At 63.3% G+C, this 20542-nt stretch carries 27 protein-coding genes; 12 read left to right on the top strand and 15 right to left on the bottom strand.

From position 1 onward, the window contains the following. Nucleotides 1-134: 134 nt before the first annotated feature. Entirely contained in the window at nucleotides 135-437 is a 303-nt protein-coding gene (locus AC0L2K_RS13080; protein ID WP_023800658.1) for a DUF982 domain-containing protein, read from the top strand. Between the two features lie 91 nt (nucleotides 438-528). On the opposite strand, the gene AC0L2K_RS13075 is transcribed toward AC0L2K_RS13080, so the two are convergent. Beyond that, the gene (locus AC0L2K_RS13075) at nucleotides 529-1041 is read right to left on the bottom strand and encodes a DinB family protein (protein WP_023800659.1); all 513 of its coding nucleotides are present in this window, start codon (nucleotides 1039-1041) and stop codon (nucleotides 529-531) included. Between the two features lie 88 nt (nucleotides 1042-1129). Here AC0L2K_RS13075 and AC0L2K_RS13070 point away from each other — a divergent pair, with 88 nt between their 5' ends. From AC0L2K_RS13070 to ndk, 4 genes are all read left to right on the top strand, one after another. After that, the gene (locus AC0L2K_RS13070) at nucleotides 1130-1831 is read left to right on the top strand and encodes a glutathione S-transferase family protein (RefSeq protein WP_419696626.1); all 702 of its coding nucleotides are present in this window, start codon (nucleotides 1130-1132) and stop codon (nucleotides 1829-1831) included. A gap of 124 nt (nucleotides 1832-1955) precedes the next feature. Beyond that, a complete protein-coding gene (gene bluB, locus AC0L2K_RS13065; protein WP_419696625.1) occupies nucleotides 1956-2591 on the top strand; it encodes a 5,6-dimethylbenzimidazole synthase in 636 nt (211 codons plus the stop codon). A gap of 133 nt (nucleotides 2592-2724) precedes the next feature. Then, entirely contained in the window at nucleotides 2725-3021 is a 297-nt protein-coding gene (locus tag AC0L2K_RS13060) for a DUF1905 domain-containing protein (protein ID WP_419696624.1), read from the top strand. Nucleotides 3022-3232: 211 nt separating this feature from the next. Further along, nucleotides 3233-3655 carry a nucleoside-diphosphate kinase gene (gene ndk / locus AC0L2K_RS13055; RefSeq protein WP_027152632.1) on the top strand — a complete coding sequence of 141 codons (423 nt, stop codon included), beginning with the start codon at nucleotides 3233-3235 and terminating at the stop codon, nucleotides 3653-3655. Between the two features lie 132 nt (nucleotides 3656-3787). Here ndk and AC0L2K_RS13050 read toward each other — a convergent pair whose 3' ends face one another. Further along, the gene (locus AC0L2K_RS13050) at nucleotides 3788-4555 is read right to left on the bottom strand and encodes a YbaY family lipoprotein (protein WP_419696623.1); all 768 of its coding nucleotides are present in this window, start codon (nucleotides 4553-4555) and stop codon (nucleotides 3788-3790) included. A 283-nt stretch (nucleotides 4556-4838) separates the two neighbouring features. On the opposite strand from AC0L2K_RS13050, the gene AC0L2K_RS13045 reads away from it, so the two are divergent. Genes AC0L2K_RS13045 through AC0L2K_RS13030 form a run of 4 tightly spaced genes read left to right on the top strand, consistent with a single transcriptional unit; the run spans nucleotide 4839 to nucleotide 7433 of the window. Further along, nucleotides 4839-5162 carry a BufA1 family periplasmic bufferin-type metallophore gene (locus AC0L2K_RS13045; RefSeq protein WP_027152634.1) on the top strand — a complete coding sequence of 108 codons (324 nt, stop codon included), beginning with the start codon at nucleotides 4839-4841 and terminating at the stop codon, nucleotides 5160-5162. Nucleotides 5163-5189: 27 nt separating this feature from the next. Continuing rightward, nucleotides 5190-6119: an MNIO family bufferin maturase gene (gene bufB, locus AC0L2K_RS13040; protein ID WP_419696621.1), complete on the top strand. Its 930-nt coding sequence runs from the start codon at nucleotides 5190-5192 to the stop codon at nucleotides 6117-6119. Continuing rightward, nucleotides 6106-6906 (top strand): HvfC/BufC N-terminal domain-containing protein, encoded by an 801-nt coding sequence (locus AC0L2K_RS13035; protein ID WP_473531514.1) that lies wholly within the window; start codon nucleotides 6106-6108, stop codon nucleotides 6904-6906. Before bufB ends, AC0L2K_RS13035 begins: the two co-directional genes overlap by 14 nt. Nucleotides 6907-6908: 2 nt before the next feature. After that, a complete protein-coding gene (locus tag AC0L2K_RS13030) occupies nucleotides 6909-7433 on the top strand; it encodes a DoxX family protein (protein WP_419696619.1) in 525 nt (174 codons plus the stop codon). 34 nt (nucleotides 7434-7467) lie between these two features. Here AC0L2K_RS13030 and AC0L2K_RS13025 read toward each other — a convergent pair whose 3' ends face one another. The 5 genes from AC0L2K_RS13025 to AC0L2K_RS13005 all read right to left on the bottom strand — a co-directional run bounded on the left by AC0L2K_RS13025 (nucleotide 7468) and on the right by AC0L2K_RS13005 (nucleotide 11771). Further along, nucleotides 7468-7956 (bottom strand): molybdenum cofactor biosynthesis protein MoaE, encoded by a 489-nt coding sequence (locus AC0L2K_RS13025; protein ID WP_419696618.1) that lies wholly within the window; start codon nucleotides 7954-7956, stop codon nucleotides 7468-7470. 1 nt (nucleotide 7957) lies between these two features. After that, a complete protein-coding gene (gene moaD / locus AC0L2K_RS13020; RefSeq protein WP_023800670.1) occupies nucleotides 7958-8215 on the bottom strand; it encodes a molybdopterin converting factor subunit 1 in 258 nt (85 codons plus the stop codon). A gap of 1 nt (nucleotide 8216) precedes the next feature. After that, nucleotides 8217-8813, bottom strand: a complete 597-nt coding sequence (pgsA, locus tag AC0L2K_RS13015; protein WP_027152639.1) for a CDP-diacylglycerol--glycerol-3-phosphate 3-phosphatidyltransferase — start codon at nucleotides 8811-8813, stop codon at nucleotides 8217-8219. 97 nt (nucleotides 8814-8910) lie between these two features. Then, nucleotides 8911-10998, bottom strand: a complete 2088-nt coding sequence (gene uvrC, locus AC0L2K_RS13010) for an excinuclease ABC subunit UvrC (RefSeq protein ID WP_419696617.1) — start codon at nucleotides 10996-10998, stop codon at nucleotides 8911-8913. After that, nucleotides 10995-11771: an SDR family oxidoreductase gene (locus AC0L2K_RS13005; RefSeq protein ID WP_419696616.1), complete on the bottom strand. Its 777-nt coding sequence runs from the start codon at nucleotides 11769-11771 to the stop codon at nucleotides 10995-10997. Before AC0L2K_RS13005 ends, uvrC begins: the two co-directional genes overlap by 4 nt. Before the next feature lie 409 nt (nucleotides 11772-12180). Here AC0L2K_RS13005 and AC0L2K_RS13000 point away from each other — a divergent pair, with 409 nt between their 5' ends. Further along, a complete protein-coding gene (locus AC0L2K_RS13000) occupies nucleotides 12181-12831 on the top strand; it encodes an outer membrane protein (protein ID WP_419696615.1) in 651 nt (216 codons plus the stop codon). 74 nt (nucleotides 12832-12905) lie between these two features. Here AC0L2K_RS13000 and AC0L2K_RS12995 read toward each other — a convergent pair whose 3' ends face one another. Next, nucleotides 12906-13502, bottom strand: a complete 597-nt coding sequence (locus AC0L2K_RS12995; protein ID WP_473531513.1) for a glutathione S-transferase family protein — start codon at nucleotides 13500-13502, stop codon at nucleotides 12906-12908. Nucleotides 13503-13963: 461 nt separating this feature from the next. Here AC0L2K_RS12995 and AC0L2K_RS12990 point away from each other — a divergent pair, with 461 nt between their 5' ends. Beyond that, nucleotides 13964-14503: a hypothetical protein gene (locus AC0L2K_RS12990; RefSeq protein ID WP_419696614.1), complete on the top strand. Its 540-nt coding sequence runs from the start codon at nucleotides 13964-13966 to the stop codon at nucleotides 14501-14503. Nucleotides 14504-14513: 10 nt separating this feature from the next. Here AC0L2K_RS12990 and AC0L2K_RS12985 read toward each other — a convergent pair whose 3' ends face one another. Then, complete coding sequence (locus AC0L2K_RS12985) at nucleotides 14514-14783, bottom strand: hypothetical protein (RefSeq protein WP_419696613.1); 270 nt, start codon at nucleotides 14781-14783, stop codon at nucleotides 14514-14516. A 141-nt stretch (nucleotides 14784-14924) separates the two neighbouring features. On the opposite strand from AC0L2K_RS12985, the gene AC0L2K_RS12980 reads away from it, so the two are divergent. After that, complete coding sequence (locus AC0L2K_RS12980) at nucleotides 14925-15263, top strand: transcriptional regulator (RefSeq protein ID WP_419696612.1); 339 nt, start codon at nucleotides 14925-14927, stop codon at nucleotides 15261-15263. Here the strand turns inward: AC0L2K_RS12980 and AC0L2K_RS12975 are convergent. The 6 genes from AC0L2K_RS12975 to AC0L2K_RS12950 all read right to left on the bottom strand — a co-directional run bounded on the left by AC0L2K_RS12975 (nucleotide 15233) and on the right by AC0L2K_RS12950 (nucleotide 20360). After that, nucleotides 15233-15688 carry a hypothetical protein gene (locus tag AC0L2K_RS12975; RefSeq protein ID WP_023800678.1) on the bottom strand — a complete coding sequence of 152 codons (456 nt, stop codon included), beginning with the start codon at nucleotides 15686-15688 and terminating at the stop codon, nucleotides 15233-15235. The genes AC0L2K_RS12980 and AC0L2K_RS12975 overlap by 31 nt on opposite strands. Nucleotides 15689-15818: 130 nt before the next feature. After that, nucleotides 15819-16664, bottom strand: a complete 846-nt coding sequence (locus tag AC0L2K_RS12970; protein WP_023800679.1) for a 23S rRNA (adenine(2030)-N(6))-methyltransferase RlmJ — start codon at nucleotides 16662-16664, stop codon at nucleotides 15819-15821. A 3-nt stretch (nucleotides 16665-16667) separates the two neighbouring features. Beyond that, nucleotides 16668-17282: a hypothetical protein gene (locus AC0L2K_RS12965; protein WP_419697027.1), complete on the bottom strand. Its 615-nt coding sequence runs from the start codon at nucleotides 17280-17282 to the stop codon at nucleotides 16668-16670. A 184-nt stretch (nucleotides 17283-17466) separates the two neighbouring features. After that, on the bottom strand, nucleotides 17467-18567 hold the full coding sequence (locus AC0L2K_RS12960) for an ABC transporter ATP-binding protein (RefSeq protein WP_128169242.1): 1101 nt from the start codon (nucleotides 18565-18567) through the stop codon (nucleotides 17467-17469). A gap of 10 nt (nucleotides 18568-18577) precedes the next feature. Further along, the gene (locus AC0L2K_RS12955) at nucleotides 18578-19411 is read right to left on the bottom strand and encodes a carbohydrate ABC transporter permease (protein WP_023800682.1); all 834 of its coding nucleotides are present in this window, start codon (nucleotides 19409-19411) and stop codon (nucleotides 18578-18580) included. Between the two features lie 13 nt (nucleotides 19412-19424). Continuing rightward, nucleotides 19425-20360 (bottom strand): carbohydrate ABC transporter permease, encoded by a 936-nt coding sequence (locus AC0L2K_RS12950; RefSeq protein ID WP_236386658.1) that lies wholly within the window; start codon nucleotides 20358-20360, stop codon nucleotides 19425-19427. Nucleotides 20361-20542 lie beyond the last annotated feature (182 nt).

Below are 20542 nucleotides of genomic sequence, written 5' to 3'. Positions count from 1 at the left end.
GCCACGGAGCCTGGTGGCGAAAATCAAATTTCGGCAACATGGAACCTGATGCCGCAATCCGCGTTTCTGGGCGTCCTACCCCCGGTCGGAGAGCGGCGTCCGCCCGTCACCTCCGCCCAATTCGAGAGGCCAGAATGCACGATAAGACATTTTTCACCCCGGTCGCCGTAACCGTCGGCGCCGGCCATAAGCGCATGATCGCTTCGCTGTTCGACATGCATGAGTTCCTGACCGAGTTCCCGCCATCGCGGCGACGCCTGAGCTATGGCGCGGCGGTGAAGGCCTGCGAGGCGGCACGCGCTGGCGAGATCTCGCCCGAGGCCGCGCGCGACGCCCTGACCACCTTCGCAGTTTCGGCAGGCATTCTCTGGCCCTCGGCGCAGCCGGCAGTCTCGGTCAAGCCGATCTCCCGCGGCCAGGGCGGATACGCCGCCTGACTGGCCAGGCCTGTTTTGCGACTATAGCCCGTCGAAGTTGCTGTTCGTCTTCGACGGGCTTTCCTGTCAATTCGATCCGGATGATCCCAAATCATGCGTAGGCGCGGCCCTCTTCGCTGCGCTGGAACAGCGTCAGGTCGAGCGGCACCGAAGGCCGGCCGAGAATGGTCAGGATCGCGTGCGCCTGGCCGCGGTGATGGGTCTGGTGATTGAAGAAATGATCAAGCGCCGGCGCCAATCGCTGCGAGACGGTGCGCATGTCGGAGACGGTCATGTAGGAGAAGCGGCCGGACAAAGCCTTGTCGCTTAACGCCCCAACCCAGTCGACGATCCTTTTGTCTTCGGCCTCGCGCGCCAGCCGCAAGCCCGGCAGGGCGCGGTGCAGGACCGTGTCGAGCCTGGCCGGCGCGTCGCCCTCGCCGGTAAAGCGCCTCATCCAGATGCGATCGGCAGTCAGGACATGGTTGAGCGTCCCCATCATCGAGCCGAAGAAGACCCCGACGTTGCGGTGAAAATCTTCCTCGTCGAGATCGGCGGCGGCATCGTAGATGCGGCTATTGGCCCATTGATTGTAGGCCGCAAACATCATGAAGTGCTGTTTCATCGTTTTCTCCGGCCCGCGAGACCCCGTTTCGGGTGCTTACCGCAAGGCCCGAACGTCGCTCTAGTAGACCGCAGGGAAGCTGCCGCCAATGACCATTCTGCTTTATGATCTCGTCGGACGCGATGGCGCCCGTCCGTTCAGCCCGCATTGCTGGAAGGCGACGATGGCGCTTGCCCACAAGGGCCTCGATATCTCAACCGTGCCGACACGCTTTCTCGAAGTGCCCACCGTTGAAGGCGGCGTTTCAAAACTCGTTCCGGTGATCCGCGACGGCGAGAAGGTGGTCGCCGATTCTTTCGCCATCGCGCTCTATCTCGACGAGGCCTATCCAGAGCGACCGACATTGTTTTGCGGCGACGGCGGCAAGGCGATGGCGCGCTTCGTCGAACGCTGGTCGCAACTGACCATCCACCCCTATGTCACCACTGCGGCAATCATGGACCTGCACGCCATGCAGGACGAGGCCAACGCCGCCTATTTTCGCCAAAACCGCGAGCAGCGCTTCGGCCAGAGACTGGAAGAGGTGGTGGCGGCGCGGGACGCCGGCCTTGGTGCCTTCCGTACCTCGCTGGAACCATTGCGCTCGATGCTTGCCTATCAGCCGTTCATCGGCGGCCAATCACCGCTGTTTGCCGACTACATCGTCTTCGGCGCGCTGCAATGGGCGCGCATCGCCTCACCCTACCGGTTGCTCGACGACAGCGATGTGGTGGCGCAGTGGTTCGAGCGCTGCCTCGACCTGCATAATGGGCTCGGCCGCAAGGTGGCGGCGGCTGCCGCCGCGGCATAGGGCAGTAGGGCAGTAGGGACTAAGGAAGTAGCGGCGGCGCGCATTCCTACTCCCCTACTGCCCTACTGCCCTACTGCCCTACTTCCTTACTGCCCTACTCCCTTGGCAAAGGCAGCACGACACCATGACGTCAGACCCGGAATTCCCGGACGATTTTCGCGCCGATCTGGTCAACCTCTTCCTGTGGCGGCGGGATGTCAGGCGATTCAGGCCGACACCGCTCCCCGAAGGCGTGCTGGAGCGGCTGGTTGACCTCGCCAGCCTTGCGCCCTCGGTCGGGCTGAGCCAGCCCTGGCGTTTCGTCGTGGTCGAGAGTGCGGCGTGCCGCGGCGCCGTCAGGGCCTGCTTCGAGCGCTGCAATGCGGAGGCGCTCGCATCGTTCGGCGGCGAACGCGCCGCGCTCTATGCGCGCCTGAAGCTTGCCGGCCTGAACGAGGCGCCTTGTCAATTCGCGGTCTTCGCCGACCGCGGGACGGAACAGGGACATGGGCTCGGCCGCCTGACCATGCCCGCGACCATCGAATATTCGGCGGTGATGGCGATCCATACTTTTTGGCTTGCGGCGCGCGCCGAAGGAATAGGCATGGGCTGGGTCTCGATCCTCGACCCGGCCGAAATGGCGACGATCCTGGACGCGCCGCCGGAGTGGACGCTGATCGGTTACTTCTGCGTCGGCTACCCCTGCGAGAACCACAGCGTGCCGGAACTGGAGCGGGAAGGCTGGGAAGTCCGGCGCGCTTCGATGGTGATAAGGCGGTAGTGCAACGGCAACGCTGCCATCCTCATTTGCAGGGAAGAATGGATATCAGGATGATTTCGCCGATCGTCGGCGTTGCCGACAAGACACCATGCAAAGCCAGCCGTGACGGCCTTGATCTGAGGAAGGGCACAAAATGTTTTGCTACGACGTGCAGGCCGAGATCTGGGTCTATCCAGGCAAGGGCGGCTGGCATTTCGTGACGCTGCCGCCGGAGCTTGGGGCACGGATCAAGACGGCAATGGCGGGGATGGCACGGCCCTGGGGCTCGCTTGGCGTGGAAGCCGTCATCGGCCAGACCAGATGGCGAACATCGCTGTTTCCCGACAAGAAATCCGGCAGCCTGCTGTTGCCGATCAAGACGGCGGTGCGGGTCCGCGAAGGCCTTCGGGCTGGCGACACGGCCAATCTGACGATCGAGATGCAGTTATGACAACATTGGTTTTGGCTAACGGCGACACGCTTGCGGCGGTTAAAGCGCGTCGGCGACGCGCTTAAGTTCTTGTTTTTATGCATGTCGTTATCGCAAAACCACTGCGCACTTTGGCGCGAGATGCATTAGCGCCAGCCCCTTGGCAAGCCGGCGGGCGGCTTGTATAGAGCCCGCCACCGTGAATTCCACCCTCCATCACAAGGACGACCCCATGGCGCTCGAACGCACCTTTTCCATGATCAAGCCGGACGCAACCCGGCGCAATCTCACCGGCGCCATTACCCAGATACTCGAAGAAGCCGGCCTGCGCGTCGTCGCCTCGCGCCGGGTGTGGATGAGCCGCCGCGAGGCGGAAGGTTTTTACGCCGTCCACAAGGATCGTCCGTTCTTCGGCGAACTGGTCGACTCGATGTCGTCGGGTCCAACGGTCGTGCAGGTGCTGGAAGGCGAGAACGCCATTGCCAAAAACCGCGACGTGATGGGCGCCACCAACCCGGCCAACGCCGCCGAAGGCACCATCCGCAAGCTGCACGCGCTGTCGATCGGCGAGAATTCCGTGCACGGCTCCGACGCGCCGGAGACCGCCGCGCAGGAGATCAAATACTGGTTCTCGGACACCGAGATCGTCGGCTGAGCCGATAAGTCACCACGTCATATGGAAAAGGCCGGCGCAATGCCGGCCTTTTTCGTTGCGGCGATCCGGCACCGGACGCCGGGCGCCGACACCCGCCAACTGCGCATGATGCTCAAAAACCGAAACCGGTTATCAGCTCGCGGCGTTGAAGCGCAGGATGACGCGGTCGTCTTTGTCGACGATGATGAGCTTGCCGGCGTCGACGTGATACGATGCCGCCTTGGCCAGCGCCTCGAACAGCGCCTTTTCCTCGGCCATAGTCTCGGGCGCGCAGGCCTTGAAGGTGGAACCGATGTCACTGATCGCAATCGTCGAACCATCGACTTTGGCGGTGGCGAAGTAGACGTTGCAAGGCCCGCTGCCGCCGGCCTTGCCGGCCTCGTCGATCCTGAACGTCGCCTGCGGCTCGGCGATCACACCGATGCCGTCGATATACTCGATCAGCCAGATCTGCCCGACCACCGGGGCCGACGCCGGCTGCTCGCTCGACGTCACCATCTTCAGCATGATGGTCTGCGGCGCGTCGCTCAGTGGATCGACCTGGTGGCGCATATCGGAGATGAACAACAGCCTGTCGTCGACGGTGATGCGCGCCTGCAGCGCATAGGTCATATGGGGCCGGATCACCTGGGGATCAAAGCTGATCTCGAACTTGATCGGCACCTGGCCGGCCGGCGCCACCTTGCGCTCGCCGATGACAGCGGCCGTCGCGTCGGCCAGCGAGACATCGGCAAGCTGCACGGAAAGCACGGCGTTGGGCGGCAGAGCGATGCGCTCGCGATACATCACCTCGCCCTTCAGGGTCTTCTCGGCGGCGACGGACAACTCAGGCACCACCAGTATACCAACGACCAGCGGCACGACACCGAAGATGAAGAACTCGGCGATCCTGCCCAGCATGATCCTGCTCCCCATAATGCGCCAAACTGGTCGGAAGGTCTCGCAGGATTGCGGTGGTTCCGTGGCGCCCCACACGGGCTGTTCACACGGCGGTGCCTTCCGGCGGCTCGTTGCCCTGTGGTCGGCCTCTTTGGCGTGACAGGCGAAATATTGCTCATGCCAAGTCCCCTGGCGATCACGAAGTCGTGTTCCAAAAAGATGTAACGCAGGGAACCTCCGGACCGAACTGACCAATGCGCGCTTGAGGAATGGCGCGCGCAACAACCCAATCGGAGGTGAAATCATGTCAACAAGATCAACCGTGAGCGCGGCCTTCCTGGCCGGCGCCGTTGCCACGGCTCTTGCTTCTTTTGCGACGGCCGCGCCGCTGTCCGAGGCAGAGGCCAAGGCAGCGATGGATGCCGGCAAGGAGAAGTGCTTTGGCGTCGCCCTGAAGGGGCAGAACGACTGCGCGGCAGGACCTGGCACCACCTGCCAAGGCACCTCGACGGTCGATTACCAGGGCAACGCCTGGAAGTTCGTCGACGGCGGCACCTGTACGACGATGGACCTGCCCGGCGACCGCAAGGGCTCGCCCACGGCGCTGACCCGCGACATCCCGTCCTAAGCAATGCAAGCTGCCCGGAAAGCGGAGATGAAGATGAACGGACTGGCCCCGGCATCCCGCATATCGAAAACCTCGCGCTTTCCGGCGCACCCGATCGCCGGCCTTGCCGGCACCAGTTTCAAGCACGAGCATCTGCACGCGATCCTTGGCGACGGCCCAAAGGACGGCTTCTTCGAGGTCCACGCCGAAAACTACATGGGCGCCGGCGGTCCGCCGCACGATGCGCTGGCCAGGATTCGCCGCGACTATCCCGTTTCGCTGCACGGGGTGTGCATGTCGATCGGCGGACCGCGGCCGCTCGACAAAGTGCATCTCGGCCGTTTCAAGGCGCTCGTCGACCGCTATGAGCCGGCGCTCGTTTCCGAGCATCTCGCCTGGTCGACCCACGACACCACCTATTACAACGACCTGCTTCCCCTGCCCTATACGCCGGCAACGGTTTCGCGCGTGGCGGATCACATCGATGAAATGCAAGAGACGATCGGCCGCCCGATCCTGCTCGAAAACCCCTCGACCTACGTCCTTTTCGCGGAATCGACGATGAGCGAGACGGATTTCATCGGCGCGCTGGTGCAGCGCACCGGTTGCGGCCTGCTGCTCGACGTCAACAATGTCTTCGTTTCGGCCACCAATCACGGCTATTCAGCCCTTTCCTACCTCGCGGATTTCCCGCTCGATCATGTCGGCGAAATCCATCTGGCCGGGCACGCCGAGCAGGAGGATGACGAGGGCGACCTGCTGCTCATCGACAGCCATGACGGGCCGGTCGCCGACGCGGTCTGGAAGCTCTTCGATATCGTCATCGGCCGATGTGGACCGCTGCCGACGCTGATCGAGTGGGACAGCAACATTCCCGACTGGTCGGTGCTCAAGGCGGAGGCCGCCGCCGCCCAAGCGATTCTCGACCATCACGGCGACAGCCACCAAGTGTTCGGAAAAGCCCATGCCGCAGGATGAACTCCAGTCGGGCGATCTTGGCCACCGGTTCGACTATGCCGCGGCATTCACCGCCGGTTTGCTCGATCCTGACCGTGTCCCGCCTGATGCTGTCTCGGGGCCGAACGGCAAGGCAGCGGTCAAACGATACGCCGTCTACCGCAACAACGTCGCGGTCAGCCTGATCGATGCGCTGGCCGCCAGCTTTCCAGCGACGCTGCGCATCACCGGCCCGGACTTCTTTCGGGCGATGGCGCGCTTCCATGTCCGCGAAACGCCACCCACTTCGCCGCTTCTGTTCGAATACGGCCACGACTTTCCTGACTTCATCGAGCGCTACGACTATGCGCGGCCGATGCCATGGTTGGCTGACGTGGCGCGCCTGGAGCGGGCCTGGCTCGACGCCTATCATGCCGCCGACGCGGGACCGCTGGCTTGCGTAGCACTGGGCTCGATCCCGCCCGAACGGCTGGCCGATACCGTGTTCGTGCCACACCCGGCAACGCGTGTGATGCGCTCGCGCTATCCGGTCGTGACGATCTTTGCGGCGAACCGGCGCGACCGCCCTGTCGGGCGGATCGAGGCGGACGGCCGTGAAGATGCGCTGGTCACGCGGCCCGGGCTCGAAGTCTTTGTTCGCCACCTGCCGCCCGGCGGCGCAGCTTTTCTGGATCATCTGATGGCGGGCGAGCCGCTCGGCGCGGCGGCCGCGGCAGCATTTGCGGAAACCGCCGAATTCGACCTTGCCGCCAACATTGCCGGCCTGCTGCAAGCAGGCGCCTTCACAGCGGCAGGCCAGGGAGGGTGAGCATGACGAACCATGGATGGAACGCCAGCGCCGAGCCGCGAGGGGCTGCCACCCTCGTCGAGAGGGTGAATGCCGCGCTTCGCACGAGTGCCACACCGTCGCTGACGCAACTCGTCCTGCGCTGCGCGCTCGCCGTCCCGTTCTGGCGGTCCGGCATTAACAAATGGGACGGTTTTTTGCAGTTGAACGAGGTCGCCGTGCTGCTTTTCAGCTCGGAGCTCAAGCTGCATCTGCCCGGCGGCCCTTACGATTTTCCAGCACCTGGGCTGGTGGCATTCCTCTCAGGGTCGGCGGAAATCCTGCTGCCAATTCTTCTCGTTCTCGGCCTGGCGACACGACTGGCGGCATTCGGCCTGCTCGTGATGACGCTGGTCATACAACTCACCGTGCCGGACGGCTGGCCGCTGCACATCACCTGGGCGGCGATGGCGCTCGGCATCATGGCGTGGGGACCCGGCCGGGTTGCGCTCGATCACTGGATCGGCACTGACAAGGCTGATGGGAGGCCGAGGGGTGATCGGGGTTGATGTGAACCTCGCCCTCCAGCGGTGACGCGAAGCATCAATTTCGTTTCGGCACGGCCTGCTTCCAGCGGCTTGCGGCCTCGTCGTCGGCCTCCTTGGCATCGACCCAGCCGCCTTCCGAGCCGTCGGTGTGATGTTCCTTCTTCCAGAACGGCGCGCGCGATTTGAGATAATCCATCAGGAAGTTCGCCGCCTCGAACGCCGCCTGCCGATGCGCGGAGGCAGCGACCACCAGCACGATGTTCTCACCGGGCGCGATCCTGCCGTGGCGATGGATGGCGGTGAGCCCCTGCAGCGGCCAGCGCTGAACCGCCTCGGCGGCGATGCGGCCGATCTCGGCCTCGGCCATGCCGGGATAATGTTCGAGTTCGAGTGCCGCGAGCCTGCCTGCCTCGTCGCGGCAGAGACCCGAGAAAGTAACCACGGCGCCGATGTCGGCGCGGCCTTGCGTCATCCTGGCGATCTCGGCGGCGACATCGAAATCCTCCGCCTGGATGCGCACCGTCGGCACCACCGCGCCGGGCATTTCAGCCACCCGTCATCGGCGGGAACAGCGCGATCTCGCGCGCGCCTGATATCTTCTCGCGGTGCTCGACATGTTCCTGGTTGATGGCGACGCGGATCACGTCAGGATATTGCAGCGCGTGCTCGTACTCCTCGCCGCGCGATTTCAGCCAGCGCAGCAAGTCGGCCACCGTCTCGATGCCGGCGGGCAATTCGACGTCCTCTTGCGGCTTGCCGATCCGCTCGCGCACCCAGGCGAAATAAATGAGCCTCGTCGACATGCTACTCGTCCATGATGTGCTTGAGGCCGGCGCGGAAATAGTCGTAGCCGGTGTAAAGCGTCACCAGCGCGGCGATCCACAACAGCACCAGCCCGACCTGCGTGGTCAGCGGGAAGATCTTGTCGCCGGCAGGTCCTGCGAGCAGGAAGGCGATGGCGATCATCTGGATGGTGGTCTTCCACTTCGCCAGTTGCGTCACCGGTACCGAGACCTTCAGCGCCGCCAGATATTCGCGCAGGCCCGAGACCAGGATCTCGCGGCACAGGATGATGATTGCCGCCCACAGCGACCAGCCGGCGATGCCGGCATGCCTATCGGTATCGGCCGCCAGCAGCAGCAGGCACGTGGCGACCAGCAACTTGTCGGCGATCGGATCGAGCATCTTGCCGATATTCGAGGTCTGCTGCCAGGCGCGCGCCAGATAGCCGTCGAAATAATCGGTGATCGAGGCGAGCAGGAAAATGACCAGCGCCGACCAGCGGGCGAAGTCGCTCGACTTCAGATGGCCTTCGAGAAAAAAACACAGCACAACCAGCGGCACCGCGAGGATGCGGACGTAAGTGAGCATGTTGGGCAGGTTGAATGCGCGCTGGGCCATTTCTTTGGAACTCTTTCTACCTGCCTACTCAAATCAGAAGCGAATGTGGGGGGTCAACAGATGATAGTCGATGGACCAGCCGAAAATAGCCGAATCATCAGCTCTCGTGAAAATGGTTGTAGACCAGCTTGGCGACCTGCTCGGAAATGCCATCGACCTTGACCAGATCCTCGATCGCGGCGCGGCTGACCGCCTTGGCGGTGCCGAAATGCATGAGCAGCGCGCGCTTGCGACCGGGACCGATGCCGCTGATCTCGTCAAGCGGGCTCTTGACCATCTCCTTCTTGCGGCGGGCGCGGTGGGAGCCGATGGCGAAACGGTGGACCTCGTCGCGCAGCCGCTGAACGAAATAGAGCACGGGGTCGCGTACGGGGAGCGAAAACGGTGGCTTGCCCCTGACGAAGAAGCGTTCGCGGCCGGCGTCACGGTCCTGGCCCTTGGCGATGCCGATGGCCTGGACACGGTCCTCGATGCCGAGGTCGGCGAGGATTTGTCGCACCGCCGTCATCTGGCCCTGGCCGCCATCGATGAGGATGACGTCTGGCCAGGCCGGGAAGCCGCCTGCATCCTCGATATCGTCGCCCTGTTCGGCCAGGATGTCGTCCGCCGCCAGTTCGCTCCGCAACACATCGCCATGTTCCTTCAGCAGGCGGGAGAAACGCCGCTCCATCACCTCGCGCATCATGCCGAAATCGTCTCCCGGCGTGATCTCGGTCGAGCGGATGTTGAATTTCCGGTACTGGTTCTTCACGAAGCCTTCCGGCCCGGCGACCACCATGGCGCCGACGGCGTTGGTGCCCATGATGTGGGAGTTGTCGTAGACCTCGATGCGCACCGGCGGTTTCTTCAGGCCGAAAGTCTCGGCGAAACCGGTGAGCAACCGCCCTTGCGTCGAGGTCTCGGCCAGCCGGCGGCCGAGCGCCTCACGGGCATTCTGCAGGGCGTTGTCGGTCAAATCCTTCTTCTCGCCGCGCTGCGGCACCGAGATCGCCACCTTGCGACCCGCGCGGGTGGAGAGCGCCTCAGCCAGCAATTCCTGGTCCTCGACGCCATGCGACAACAGGATGGCGCGCGGCGTCGGCTTGTCGTCATAGAATTGCGCCAGGAACGAGCCCAGCACCTCGGCCGCCTCCATCGCCGGATCGGCCTTGGGGAAATAGGCGCGGTTGCCCCAGTTCTGGCCGGTGCGGAAGAAGAACACCTGGATGCAGACCTGGCCGCCTTCCTGATGGATGGCGAAGACATCGGCCTCGTCGACGGTCTGCGGGTTGATGCCCTGATGGCTCTGCACATGCGACAACGCCGCCAGCCGGTCGCGATAGATTGCGGCGCGCTCGAAATCGAGATTCTCCGCGGCCTGCTGCATGGCGGCGGAGATGTCGGTCTTCACCTTCTGGCTGCGGCCGGACAGGAAGTCCTTCGCCTCGGCGACCAGCCTGGCATAGTCACTATGCGAGATTTCGCCGGTGCACGGGCCGGCGCATCGCTTGATCTGGAACAGCAGGCACGGCCGGGTGCGGTTCTCGTAGAAGGAGTTGGTGCAACTCCTGAGCAGGAAGGCGCGCTGCAGCGAGTTGATGGTGCGGCCGACGGCGCCGGCCGAGGCGAAGGGGCCGAAATAGTCGCCCTTGCGCGAGCGCGCGCCGCGATGCTTGTAGATGCCGGGCGAGACATGATCGCCGGTCAAAAGGATGTAGGGAAACGACTTGTCGTCCCGCATCAGCACATTGAAACGCGGCCGCAAGCGCTTGATAAGATTTGCTTCCAGCAGCAGCGCTTCGATCTCGGTGCGGGTGACGACGAACTCCATCGTCGCCGTCTCGCGCACCATGCGGCCGATGCGGCTGGTGTGGAAGCGGCCTTGTGCGTAATTGGTCACCCGCTTCTTCAGGCTGCGCGCCTTGCCGACATAGAGCACGTCGCCTGCGGCATTCATCATGCGGTAGACGCCGGGCGCGTTGGGCAGCCGTTTGACCAGCGTCTGGATAACTTCGGCGCCGACCATGCCGTCGGCATCGCCGGCATGCGGCGTCCAATCGATGGCCGTGAAGGCGACGTCAGGGCCACCGGGACCGGGCGTTGACGGTTCGACGATCTCCTCCGCCACCTCGTCCTCGAGGTCGACATCAGGGGGCAGGTCGTCGGCGGCGCCGCCGCGTTTGTGTTTCTGGTCCATGGGACTCATTCGACAATGCCTGTCACATCCGGCGTCTGCCATGCAAGGTGCTGGCCGCCGTCGAGCGCGATCATCTGGCCGGTGACCGAGCTTGCGCCCCAGAGATAGCGGATGGTGGCGCCGAATTCAGGCAATTCCGGGCCGCGCTTCAGGATCAGGCCGTCGACCTGCGCGGCAAAGTCGCTGTCTTGCTGACGCGCGCTCTTCAGCGTCGGGCCGGGACCGATGGCATTGACGCGAATGCGGGGTGCCAGCGCCTGCGCCATCATCTGCGTCTGCGTCCACAATGTCGATTTCGACAGCGCATAGGAGAAATAGCGGGGCGTCGGGCGCCAGACGCGCTGGTCGATCATATTGACGATCAGCCCTTCCTCGCCTTCCGGCAGCGCGCGGGCGAATTGCTGCGCCAAAAATGCCGGCGCCTTCACGTGGATGGCGAAGTGACGGTCCCAGGCAAGCCAGTCGACGTCCTGAACCGCATCGTCCACGAACAGCGACGCATTGTTGACCAGCAGTGTAACAGGCCCGAGCGCGGCTTCGGCGCGGCCAACGAGGTCCTCGACCGCGGCCATGTCGGTCAGGTCGGCGGCGACCACAGCAGCGCGGCCACCCTGGCCAAAGCGACCGCTGTTGATCCGCGCGGCCAATGCTTCCGCCTCGGCCCGCGAGCGGCTGCAATGGATGGCGACGGCAAAACCGTTCGCGGCGAGATCCTCGACGATCGCCTTGCCGATCCGCTGGCCCCCGCCCGTCACCAGCGCCGTTCCAGCGGCCTTGCTCATCCTGTCAATCCTCAATGGGGCCCGATTTTGAGCCAGCCGGCAAAAATATGGCCGGCGAAGCGTTAAATGCCGTTCGGACCTTGGGCAGCATTGTGGCAAAGCGGCCGGATCGGTCTTTCGACTGTGGCCGGGACTCGGCCTGCCAGCCGCAATATAGGGCTACGGACCCCTTGCTCCAAGCGTCGTTCAGCGCGGCACGGCTAAGCCTCCTGACACCATCTGTTGCGCAGATGCAACGTCAAAGTTCAGCCTTATTCGTGCCAGGTAATGACCCAAGTTCAGGTTCGCTTCAGCCGTATTTTGACACGACATTCGGAACCGTTGAGCGCCAGACCCGTTTTTCCCCCCGGCGGGTTGAGGGCGCTTGTGAAAAGCAAGCCTGTGCCTGTGGCTTAAGGAGTAAAGAACAATGCAAGCCAATCTTAAATTTGCGCGACCGCTGGCGGTGGCGCTCGGGCTCTTCGCCCTCGGCGGAACCGCCTATGCTGCTGACGTCATCGCGGAAGAGCCGCCGGCCCCCGCCCCGATCGCCGAACTTCCGGTCGCTTCCTGGGCCGGTCCCTATGCCGGTGTGAGCGTCGGCTACGGCTTCAGCGGTCACGCCGATGCCGAGGATATCGGCACTGACGTCGACACCGATGGTTTTGTCGGCGGCGTCTTCGGCGGCTATCAGTGGCAGCAAGAGAACTTCGTGTACGGTGCTGAAGCCGATATCGGCTATAGCGGCATCGAGGGCGACGATGGCGGCGTCGAGGCCAAGGGCGGCTTCGAAGGCTCGCTGCGCGCCCGCCTCGGCTACGCCGTCACCCCGGAAATCCTGCTCTACGGCACCGCCGGTGGCGCGCTCAAGAACCAGGAGATCGAAGCGGCCGGCGCCAGCGACGAAAACACCATGCTCGGCTGGACGGCCGGCGTCGGTACCGACATCAAGATCACCGACAATGTGTTCGGCCGTGTCGAGTATCGCTACACCGACTTCGGCGACAAGGACTTTGACGGTATCGGCAAGGTCAAGTCGACCGACAACCGCGTCACCTTCGGCGTCGGTATGAAGTTCTAAAATCGTCCAAGCCACGACACGAAAAAGCCGGGCCTCGTGCCCGGCTTTTTTATGACCCCTTCTCTGGCTGCCGCTCACGCCGGGACGCAGGGTTTCAGCTCGGGAAACTTCTCGTCAAATCGCGTTGCCCATCGGACCAGCCTGCTGCGGCCCTTTTCCCATTTTCCGGCAAAGCGCAGTGAGAGATAGCCAAGGCAGGCGCGCAGCGCCAGCTGGCCGGCGGTGATCTTCTTTGGCAGCTTAGGCGGATTGGCGTTGAGCAGGTCGAGCGCGCTGGTGATCTTGGCCCACTGGCGGTCGAGCCACGGCTGGTAGACCATGTCCTTGGGGCGCGTGCGCCGCTCATAGACCATCGACAGCGCGCAGTCGCAGATGCCGTCGGCCAGTGCCTCAAGCACTTCCGCCTCGAGGCGCTTGTCGGGATTGCGCGGAAACAGCGCGTTCTTCGACATGCGGTTGAGATGCTGGGTAATGGCGCGGCTATCGTGGATCGAGCGGCCGTCGTCGAGCACCAGCACCGGGATCTTGCCGAGTGGATTGGCGTCGATCAGATCAGCCGGTTTGTCTTCTGTTTTTATCGGCACGAGCTCGACGGCGATGCCGGCATAAAGCGCGGCCATGCGCACTTTGGAACTATAGGGTGACGTGGACGCGTAGAGCAGTCTGGGCATGATCGGGTTCCTGTTTGCCGAGTACAGAGCATGGACGCGCAAAGGACACTGTAGCACTTTGAATTTGCGTGTGATCCATTCCCGCGACACTGTTGGCCGAACATCCCGACATGATCAACAGCCCACAGGCGGAAAGACCGGGCGCCACGGCGAACGACCGTCCTCTTCCACCGTCCGCTGGCAGATGAGCGGTACAAGTTCCAGCCTGAGAGCATCTGATCAGGTCAGACGGGTTCGACACCGAGCCAACTCGGTCTTGCACCAAGAATTTCTCTCCGGGCACAGAGAAATGCCCCACCGGACTTCGCCGTAAGGCGAAGTCCTGGGAGCTGCGAAAAGCTGTCTTCCCTCCGCCTCTGTTGCTGCCCGAGCACTGACCCTGCGAGCGAGGCGCCTATCCGGCACCCGCCCTCAACCATCTTCAGCACTGTCCTCCGCGAGCGAAGAAACGCGATTACTTCTTGGCCTTCGCGGTCGCGGCCTTCGCCTTTGGCTTGGCCGCAGGCGCTGCTTTCTTCACCGCTACCGAAGACTTCGCTGCCGCCGCTTTCTTTGCCGGCGCAGCCTTCTTTGCGGGTGCAGTCTTGGCAGGCGCAGCTTTCTTCGCTGCGGGCTTGGCCGCGGCCTTTGCAGCCGGCTTCTTGGCCGGCGCTGCTTTTGCCTTGGCGGGCGCAGCCTTGGCCGGTGCTGCCTTCTTCACTGCCGGTTTTGCCGCAGCCTTCGCAGCCGGCTTCTTGGCGGGCGCTGCTTTTGCCTTGGCCGCGGCGGCCTTCGGCTTGGCAGCAGGTGCTGCTTTCTTCACAGCGGCTGCGGCCTTTGCCGCCACTGCCTTTCCTGGTGCTTTCTTTGCCGGTGCCTGCTTTGCCGGTGACTTGGATGCCGGCGCTTTGGATGACTGTTTAGCCATATCATGCCCCTTAGTTGTGCCGACGGCCGTTAATGACCCGGCGCGTAATGCATATCTGACTCGCGCTTGTCTAGCCAGCGAAGCATCAGCATGATTTTCGAAGTTTAAGTTTCGGTTACACGCGACACTACGCTCGTGCTGATTTCGCAAAATGCCGGCGCTGCTGTTCGAGCTTTGCCGACCGTTTGCGACAGACATTCTGCGCGCATTGCCGGAACCGATCCCACTTCACGGCGCTGAAGCTTAGCAAGCCTTTTTTGTTCGTTGATCGTCGACCGACACCACCATGACGGCTGCTTCATCGATCTCATCTTCTTGTCTAGCAGGCGATCTACACAAGCTGCAAAAGCAAAGCGCGGCAATTCCGCTGCCATGATTTTTCCGCGGTTGACAGATTACTCTATCTGGCAGAGTATTCTGAATCATCTGGAAGAGCGCATGTCATTCGCGCAATATCGGGCGGCGCTGTCCCAGATCAGTGAGACTGAACGCCGGACACCACAGCAGGCCCGATAATGGCTGCCGATGAAATCATCCACCAGAGCGTGCGGCTCAGGATCATGGCGGCGCTGAATTCTCTGGAACGGCGCGAAGCGCTGGAATTCACCCGATTGAAGCTCATCGTCAATGCGACCGACGGCAATCTCGGCTCGCATATCGATACGCTTGCCACGGCGGGCTATGTCGATGTCGAAAAGCTGTTTGTCGGACGTCGACCGCAGACGCGGGTCAGGGCGACGTCAATCGGACGGCGCGCCTTTCGCGGTCACGCCGCCTTCCTTCGCGCCATCCTCGATGAGGCGGAGCAGCCCAGCAAACGCAATCAGCGCAGGACGCGGCAGCGGCCGTTGTAGACCATCCAGCGGTCGAAGCCCGCGACGCAGAATTCGACATTGTCGCCGATCGAGGCAAAGCCCTGCCCTTCCTCGATCAGATACCAGATGGTGCGGGCGTGGCCGTCGGACAGGCTGACGGTGGCGCCGCAATAGCGGCGGCCGATCGGCCAGGTTTCGTTGGCTGGCAGATAGCGATGCTGGTGGATGCCCTGGAAATCGACAATCTCGACGTCGGGCAGATTCGGCACGTGGTGCACCTGGTAGGAGAAGCGGTTGGTGATCTTGTTCAGCACCCAGGCCTCACCGCAAACGCCGCTGTCTTCTTCGGTATAGACGACGGCAAGGTCGGCCGCCTTTGCTGGCTGGATGACAGCGAGGGACGTGCCGAGCGGCGTGCAAAGCGCTATCAGTGCGGCAAGGGCGGATTGGGCGAAGCGAGTCATGGCAGCCTCTTATGGTCGACTGCGCGCACTGTGCGGATTCGCTTGCGCGCGGTCAAGCGGTTGTAGCGACAATGGTTTCCTAGTTCGAAATCGCCTTCAACCAGGACAGGCGCGCGGATAGCTCTGCCGCCTACGCCGCCAGCCATTCCAGCGTCCAGTGCGCCGGTTTTTCAACGACAAGCAAATTGTGCAAAGCCGGCAGCAGCGTGCGCAATTCGCCTTCCAGCGTGAACGGCGGGTTGACCACCACCATGCCGCTGCCGTCAAGGCTGGGCTCGGCCGTTGGCGGCCTGATCTCGAAGCCGATGTCGAGCAGCTTCGGGACACCTGACTGCGCCAGCGCCTTGCGGAAGGCGGCGACCGCCTTGCGGTCCTTGACCGGATACCACAACGCATAGACGCCGCCGGGCCAGCGCTTGTGGGCTTTGCGCAGCCCGTCGACGAGGCGGTCGAACTCGCCCTCCTCCTCGAAGGGCGGATCGACGAGTACAAGCCCGCGCTTTTCCTTCGGCGGCAGATGCGCGCCGAGTGCCAGCCAGCCGTCGAGCTCGATCACCCGGGTCTGGAAATCGCCAGCGAATAGCGCCCTCAGCTTCGCGGCGTCCTGGCGATGCAATTCGACCGCCGACAGCCGATCCTGCTTGCGCATGAGATGACGCGCGATCAGCGGCGAGCCCGGATACTTTTTCACGCCGCCTTCAGGATTGAGCGAACGAACGGCTTCCAGATAAGGCGCCAGCAGTGCTGCCGCCGGCGCGTCAAGCGCGGCATCGACCAGTCGGCCGATGCCGCCTTGCCATTCGCCGGTCTTTTGCGCTTCAGTCGACGATAGGTCGTAGCGGCCGATGCCGGCATGGGTGTCGATGACGCGAAAGGCCTTGTCCTTCTGCTTCAGATATTCGACGAGCCGGCTCAGCACGACATGCTTGACTACATCGGCGAAGTTTCCGGCGTGATAGGCGTGGCGGTAATTCACGATCTAGTTCGAGCCCCTGCCCCAGCGTGGCGGTGGCGGCTGCGAGTTCGGATTTTGCGGCCGGCGGCCGCCGAAACACAACGCCAACAGCAGCCCGATCAGGCCGGCCGCTATCAGCGAGAAGCCGACCGGCCGCGCCCGGCGATCGATCTCGCCGACGCCGGAACGCAGCACGAGGTCCACCGCCCGCATCTCGATGCCTTCGGCGTCGCCCGGGCCGATGGTGAAGAGGTACGGGCCGGGGCTGACCTTCGCGATCAGGCCGGCTTCGTCGCGAAAGATCTTGTCCGGCAGTTGCGGGCTGACCTGGCGCGGATTTTCCGAATGGTTGAATTGCAGCGTCGAGGCGAGCACGGTCCTGCCGCCGGTGGCGGCGGTCAGCGTCAGCACGGTGCGCTGTTGCGAGACGACGATGCGTTCGGTTCTCGCGGTGAGGTCGACCAGCACCCGCACCGGCGCGTCGCGAGCGGCCAGCGGCACCGTCACCGGCATGAACCGGCCCTGTTCGTAAACCCGCCAGGTGCCGATCTCACGGCCGGAGAAATTGGTCATCGCCCAGGGATAGACGACGCCGATGCTGATGCCGGCGAGCAGGATCAGAAGAAACAGAAAGCGCATGCGCTCGACTACCTTGCCGGATATTAGCATTAGCGCCGCGCGGGCGCGTTCCATCTCGTCCCAGGAGCCATGTCGAGGCCGAGATCAAATGTCGTATCGAATTCGGCGGTGCCAAGATAGACAATAGCATCGGACCCAAAGGTGGGAACAGAATCCGAATGATCTGAGCGCCCGATAAGGAGGATCAGCCCTTCCCCTTCTGGAGGCTCGATTCCAATGCGCGCATTCCAGTCTCGTCGAACAAATGCAGATGTTGCGGCGGGAAAGCCACCGTCACCGTCGGGCCAGCCGTCAGCGCCGCCCTGTCCAGCGTGAAGACGTTGAATGGCAGGCCATGCAGGCCGAGATGCAGGATGATGCCGAAGCCGGTCGGCTCGATCAGGTCGACCGTCGCCCTCAGGCTGCTCTCCGATGCCGGCGACATCTCGACATGCTCCGGCCGGATGCCGAGCGTCACCGCCGCGCCCTCCTCGAGTTGATAGGCTGACGAAAGCCCAATCAGCGTTCCGTCAGGCAATCGTGCGCCGGCCGTGCCTGCGCCGACCTCATAGCGCGCCGACAGAAAATTCATCGCCGGCGATCCGATGAAGCCGGCGACGAACAGGTTGGCAGGGCGGTCGTAAAGCTCCAGCGGACTACCGACCTGCTGCACCACGCCCTCATGCATGGCGACGATCCGGTCGGCCAGTGTCATCGCCTCGATCTGGTCGTGAGTGACATAGATCGAGGTCGCGCCGAGATCGCGGTGCAGCTTCTTGATCTCTGCCCGCATCTGCTCACGCAAGCGCGCATCGAGATTGGACAGCGGCTCGTCGAACAGGAATGCCTTGGGCTGTCGCACGATCGCGCGGCCCATCGCCACGCGCTGGCGCTGACCGCCCGACAGTGCCTTCGGCCGCCGCGCAAGCAGCGGCTGCAGTTCGAGCTTCCTGGCTGCATTGCTGACGGCGGCCGTGATCTTCTCGCGGGCAGCCTTCCGGATGCGCAGGCCGTAGCTCATGTTCTCGGCGACATTCATGTGCGGATAGAGCGCGTAGGACTGGAACACCATGGCGATGTCGCGGTCCTTGGGCGCCCGCTCATTGACGCGCATGCCGTCGATCCGGATCTCACCTTCGGTCACCTCCTCGAGCCCGGCGATCATGCGCAGCAGCGTGCTCTTGCCGCAGCCCGACGGTCCCACCAGCACCACGAACTCGCCGTTCTCTATCGACAGGTCGACGCCATGCAGCACGGAGACGACGCCGAAATTCTTGCGGACGTTGCGGATGTCGATCGATGCCATTGAACCTCACTCAGCCCTTGACCGCGCCGGCCGTCAGGCCCTGGACCAGATAGCGCTGGATGAACAGGAAGAAGAGGCAGGCCGGGACCAGCGCCAGCACGCCGGCCGCCATCATCTGCCCGAAATCGACCGAAAACTTCGACACGAAGGTGAGCAGACCGACCGGAAACGTGGCGGCGCTGTTGCCCGAAATCAGCATCAGCGCGAACAGCAGTTCGCTCCATGCGGCGGTGAATACAAAACCCAGCGTCGCCGCAATGCCGGGCAGCGTCAGCGGCAGGACGATCTGGCGAAACGCCATGAACTGCGTGGCGCCATCGATCTTGGCCGCCTCCTCCAACTCCTTGGGAATGCCGTCGAAAAACGACTGCATCAGGAACGTCGCGAAGGGGATGTTGAAGGCGGTGTAGACGACCACCAGCCCGGTCAGGCTGTTGGTCAGCCCGAGTGGCGAGAGCATCTTGAAGATCGGCGCGACCAGCATCACCAATGGAAACATCTGGGTGAGCAGCATCAGCGCGACCAGCCAGTATTTGCCGCGGAAGGTGAAGCGCGACAGCGCATAGCCGGAGAGAGACGCAAGCAGCGTCACGATCACGGCCGTGGCGCCGGCAACGATCATGCTGTTCCTGAAGAAGACCGGGAATGCGCTGTGGGCCAGCACGAAGCGGAAATGTTCAAAGCTCATCCGTGACGGCCACATGCGCACGCCCTCGGAATAGAGCAGGTCGTTCGGCGTGACCGATACTTTCAACAGCCAGAACAGCGGGAACAGTGCAAAGAGGACGTAGCAGAGGATCGCCAGGCGGTGCAGCGCGGTGCCGAAGGTCGAATAGCTGTTCATCTGGTCATCCCGATCAGGCCCGATCCATCAAGACTTGCCGCAGCATGACGATCAGCATCGAATAGGCGAGCAACAGGACGAGCAGCACCAGCGCAATGGCCGAGGCATAGCCGAAATCCAGGGCCTTGAAGGCTTGCGTGAAGATGTAGCTCGCGACGATCTGGGTGCGGTCGGCAGGCCCGCCGCTGGTCATGACGATGATCAGGTCGGCGAAGTTCGAGATCCAGACGGTGCGCAACAGCACGGTGATCGCAATGGTCGGCGCAAGGAACGGCAAGGTGATCGAGGTGAACCGCCTGAATGCCCCGGCGCCGTCGATCGCCGCCGCCTCGTAGAGGTCGCGCGGGATGGCCTGGAGCGCGGCCAGCAGCGTGATGGCGAAGAAGGGAATGCCCCACCAGACGTTGGCGATGATCGGTCCCCACATGGCAAGCTGCGGATTGGAAAGGATGTTGGCCGGTTCATTCATGAGGCCGAGCGCATAAAGCCAATGCGGCAGCGGTCCGATGACGGGGTTGAACAGCCACGCCCAGTTGAGCCCGGTGAGGAAAGTCGGTACCGCCCAGGGCAGGAACACCAGCGCCTGCGCTATGGCGCGGCCGGCGAACGGCCGGTCGAGCAACAGCGCCAGGATCAGGCCGAACACGAATTGCAGCAAGACGGACGCGCCGGTCCACCACAGCGTGTTGCGCAGCGCTCGATAGAAATTGTCGTCGTCATAAAGGGTGCGAAAATGATCAAGCCCGACATACCCGCCGGAGAAGGGATTGAGCAAGTGCACGTCGCGGAAGGCGTAGGACAGGCCTAGCACTAGCGGCGCCAGCATGATGGTGACGATCAGAATCAGTGCCGGGGCGGTGTAAAGATATGGCTCGGCGTGGCGCGTGATCCGGTCGACCAGCGACCGGCGGCGCGATTCGGGGAACCCGGCGGTGGCGTCAAAAACCATCAGCTAACGCATTCGCTCCAATTGGCCATCCGTCCAATCGACCATCCTTCCAACCGACCTTGGACGAGAGCCATGGGGGGCCCCCCCCCAGGGGGGGGGCGCGGGCAGGGGGGCGCCCGGTTTTTTTTTTGGAGGGTTTTTTTTAGGGGCGTGGGGGGATATTAGGGCCCCCGGGTTGGGAA

This window comes from Mesorhizobium sp. WSM4817 (assembly GCF_055811135.1).
Note: the sequence above shows the minus strand (reverse complement) of the source record. Positions and strands in the feature narration are given on the sequence as shown.

Coding starts and splice junctions, on each gene's coding strand:
- AC0L2K_RS12995 (WP_473531513.1), bottom strand. CDS start 13,502: ATGCCCAGACTGCTCTACGCGTCCACGTCACCCTATAGTTCCAAAGTG.
- AC0L2K_RS12980 (WP_419696612.1), top strand. CDS start 14,925: ATGGCTGCCGATGAAATCATCCACCAGAGCGTGCGGCTCAGGATCATG.
- ndk (WP_027152632.1), top strand. CDS start 3,233: ATGGCGCTCGAACGCACCTTTTCCATGATCAAGCCGGACGCAACCCGG.
- AC0L2K_RS13000 (WP_419696615.1), top strand. CDS start 12,181: ATGCAAGCCAATCTTAAATTTGCGCGACCGCTGGCGGTGGCGCTCGGG.
- AC0L2K_RS12955 (WP_023800682.1), bottom strand. CDS start 19,411: ATGAACAGCTATTCGACCTTCGGCACCGCGCTGCACCGCCTGGCGATC.
- uvrC (WP_419696617.1), bottom strand. CDS start 10,998: ATGAGTCCCATGGACCAGAAACACAAACGCGGCGGCGCCGCCGACGAC.
- AC0L2K_RS13050 (WP_419696623.1), bottom strand. CDS start 4,555: ATGCTGGGCAGGATCGCCGAGTTCTTCATCTTCGGTGTCGTGCCGCTG.
- AC0L2K_RS12960 (WP_128169242.1), bottom strand. CDS start 18,567: ATGGCATCGATCGACATCCGCAACGTCCGCAAGAATTTCGGCGTCGTC.
- AC0L2K_RS12950 (WP_236386658.1), bottom strand. CDS start 20,360: ATGGTTTTTGACGCCACCGCCGGGTTCCCCGAATCGCGCCGCCGGTCG.
- AC0L2K_RS12975 (WP_023800678.1), bottom strand. CDS start 15,688: ATGACTCGCTTCGCCCAATCCGCCCTTGCCGCACTGATAGCGCTTTGC.
- pgsA (WP_027152639.1), bottom strand. CDS start 8,813: ATGGCCCAGCGCGCATTCAACCTGCCCAACATGCTCACTTACGTCCGC.
- AC0L2K_RS12965 (WP_419697027.1), bottom strand. CDS start 17,282: ATGCGCTTTCTGTTTCTTCTGATCCTGCTCGCCGGCATCAGCATCGGC.
- AC0L2K_RS13045 (WP_027152634.1), top strand. CDS start 4,839: ATGTCAACAAGATCAACCGTGAGCGCGGCCTTCCTGGCCGGCGCCGTT.
- AC0L2K_RS13060 (WP_419696624.1), top strand. CDS start 2,725: ATGTTTTGCTACGACGTGCAGGCCGAGATCTGGGTCTATCCAGGCAAG.
- AC0L2K_RS13070 (WP_419696626.1), top strand. CDS start 1,130: ATGACCATTCTGCTTTATGATCTCGTCGGACGCGATGGCGCCCGTCCG.
- moaD (WP_023800670.1), bottom strand. CDS start 8,215: ATGTCGACGAGGCTCATTTATTTCGCCTGGGTGCGCGAGCGGATCGGC.
- AC0L2K_RS13035 (WP_473531514.1), top strand. CDS start 6,106: ATGCCGCAGGATGAACTCCAGTCGGGCGATCTTGGCCACCGGTTCGAC.
- AC0L2K_RS12985 (WP_419696613.1), bottom strand. CDS start 14,783: ATGGCAGCGGAATTGCCGCGCTTTGCTTTTGCAGCTTGTGTAGATCGC.
- AC0L2K_RS13005 (WP_419696616.1), bottom strand. CDS start 11,771: ATGAGCAAGGCCGCTGGAACGGCGCTGGTGACGGGCGGGGGCCAGCGG.
- AC0L2K_RS13075 (WP_023800659.1), bottom strand. CDS start 1,041: ATGAAACAGCACTTCATGATGTTTGCGGCCTACAATCAATGGGCCAAT.
- bufB (WP_419696621.1), top strand. CDS start 5,190: ATGAAGATGAACGGACTGGCCCCGGCATCCCGCATATCGAAAACCTCG.
- bluB (WP_419696625.1), top strand. CDS start 1,956: ATGACGTCAGACCCGGAATTCCCGGACGATTTTCGCGCCGATCTGGTC.
- AC0L2K_RS13080 (WP_023800658.1), top strand. CDS start 135: ATGCACGATAAGACATTTTTCACCCCGGTCGCCGTAACCGTCGGCGCC.
- AC0L2K_RS13025 (WP_419696618.1), bottom strand. CDS start 7,956: ATGCCCGGCGCGGTGGTGCCGACGGTGCGCATCCAGGCGGAGGATTTC.
- AC0L2K_RS13030 (WP_419696619.1), top strand. CDS start 6,909: ATGACGAACCATGGATGGAACGCCAGCGCCGAGCCGCGAGGGGCTGCC.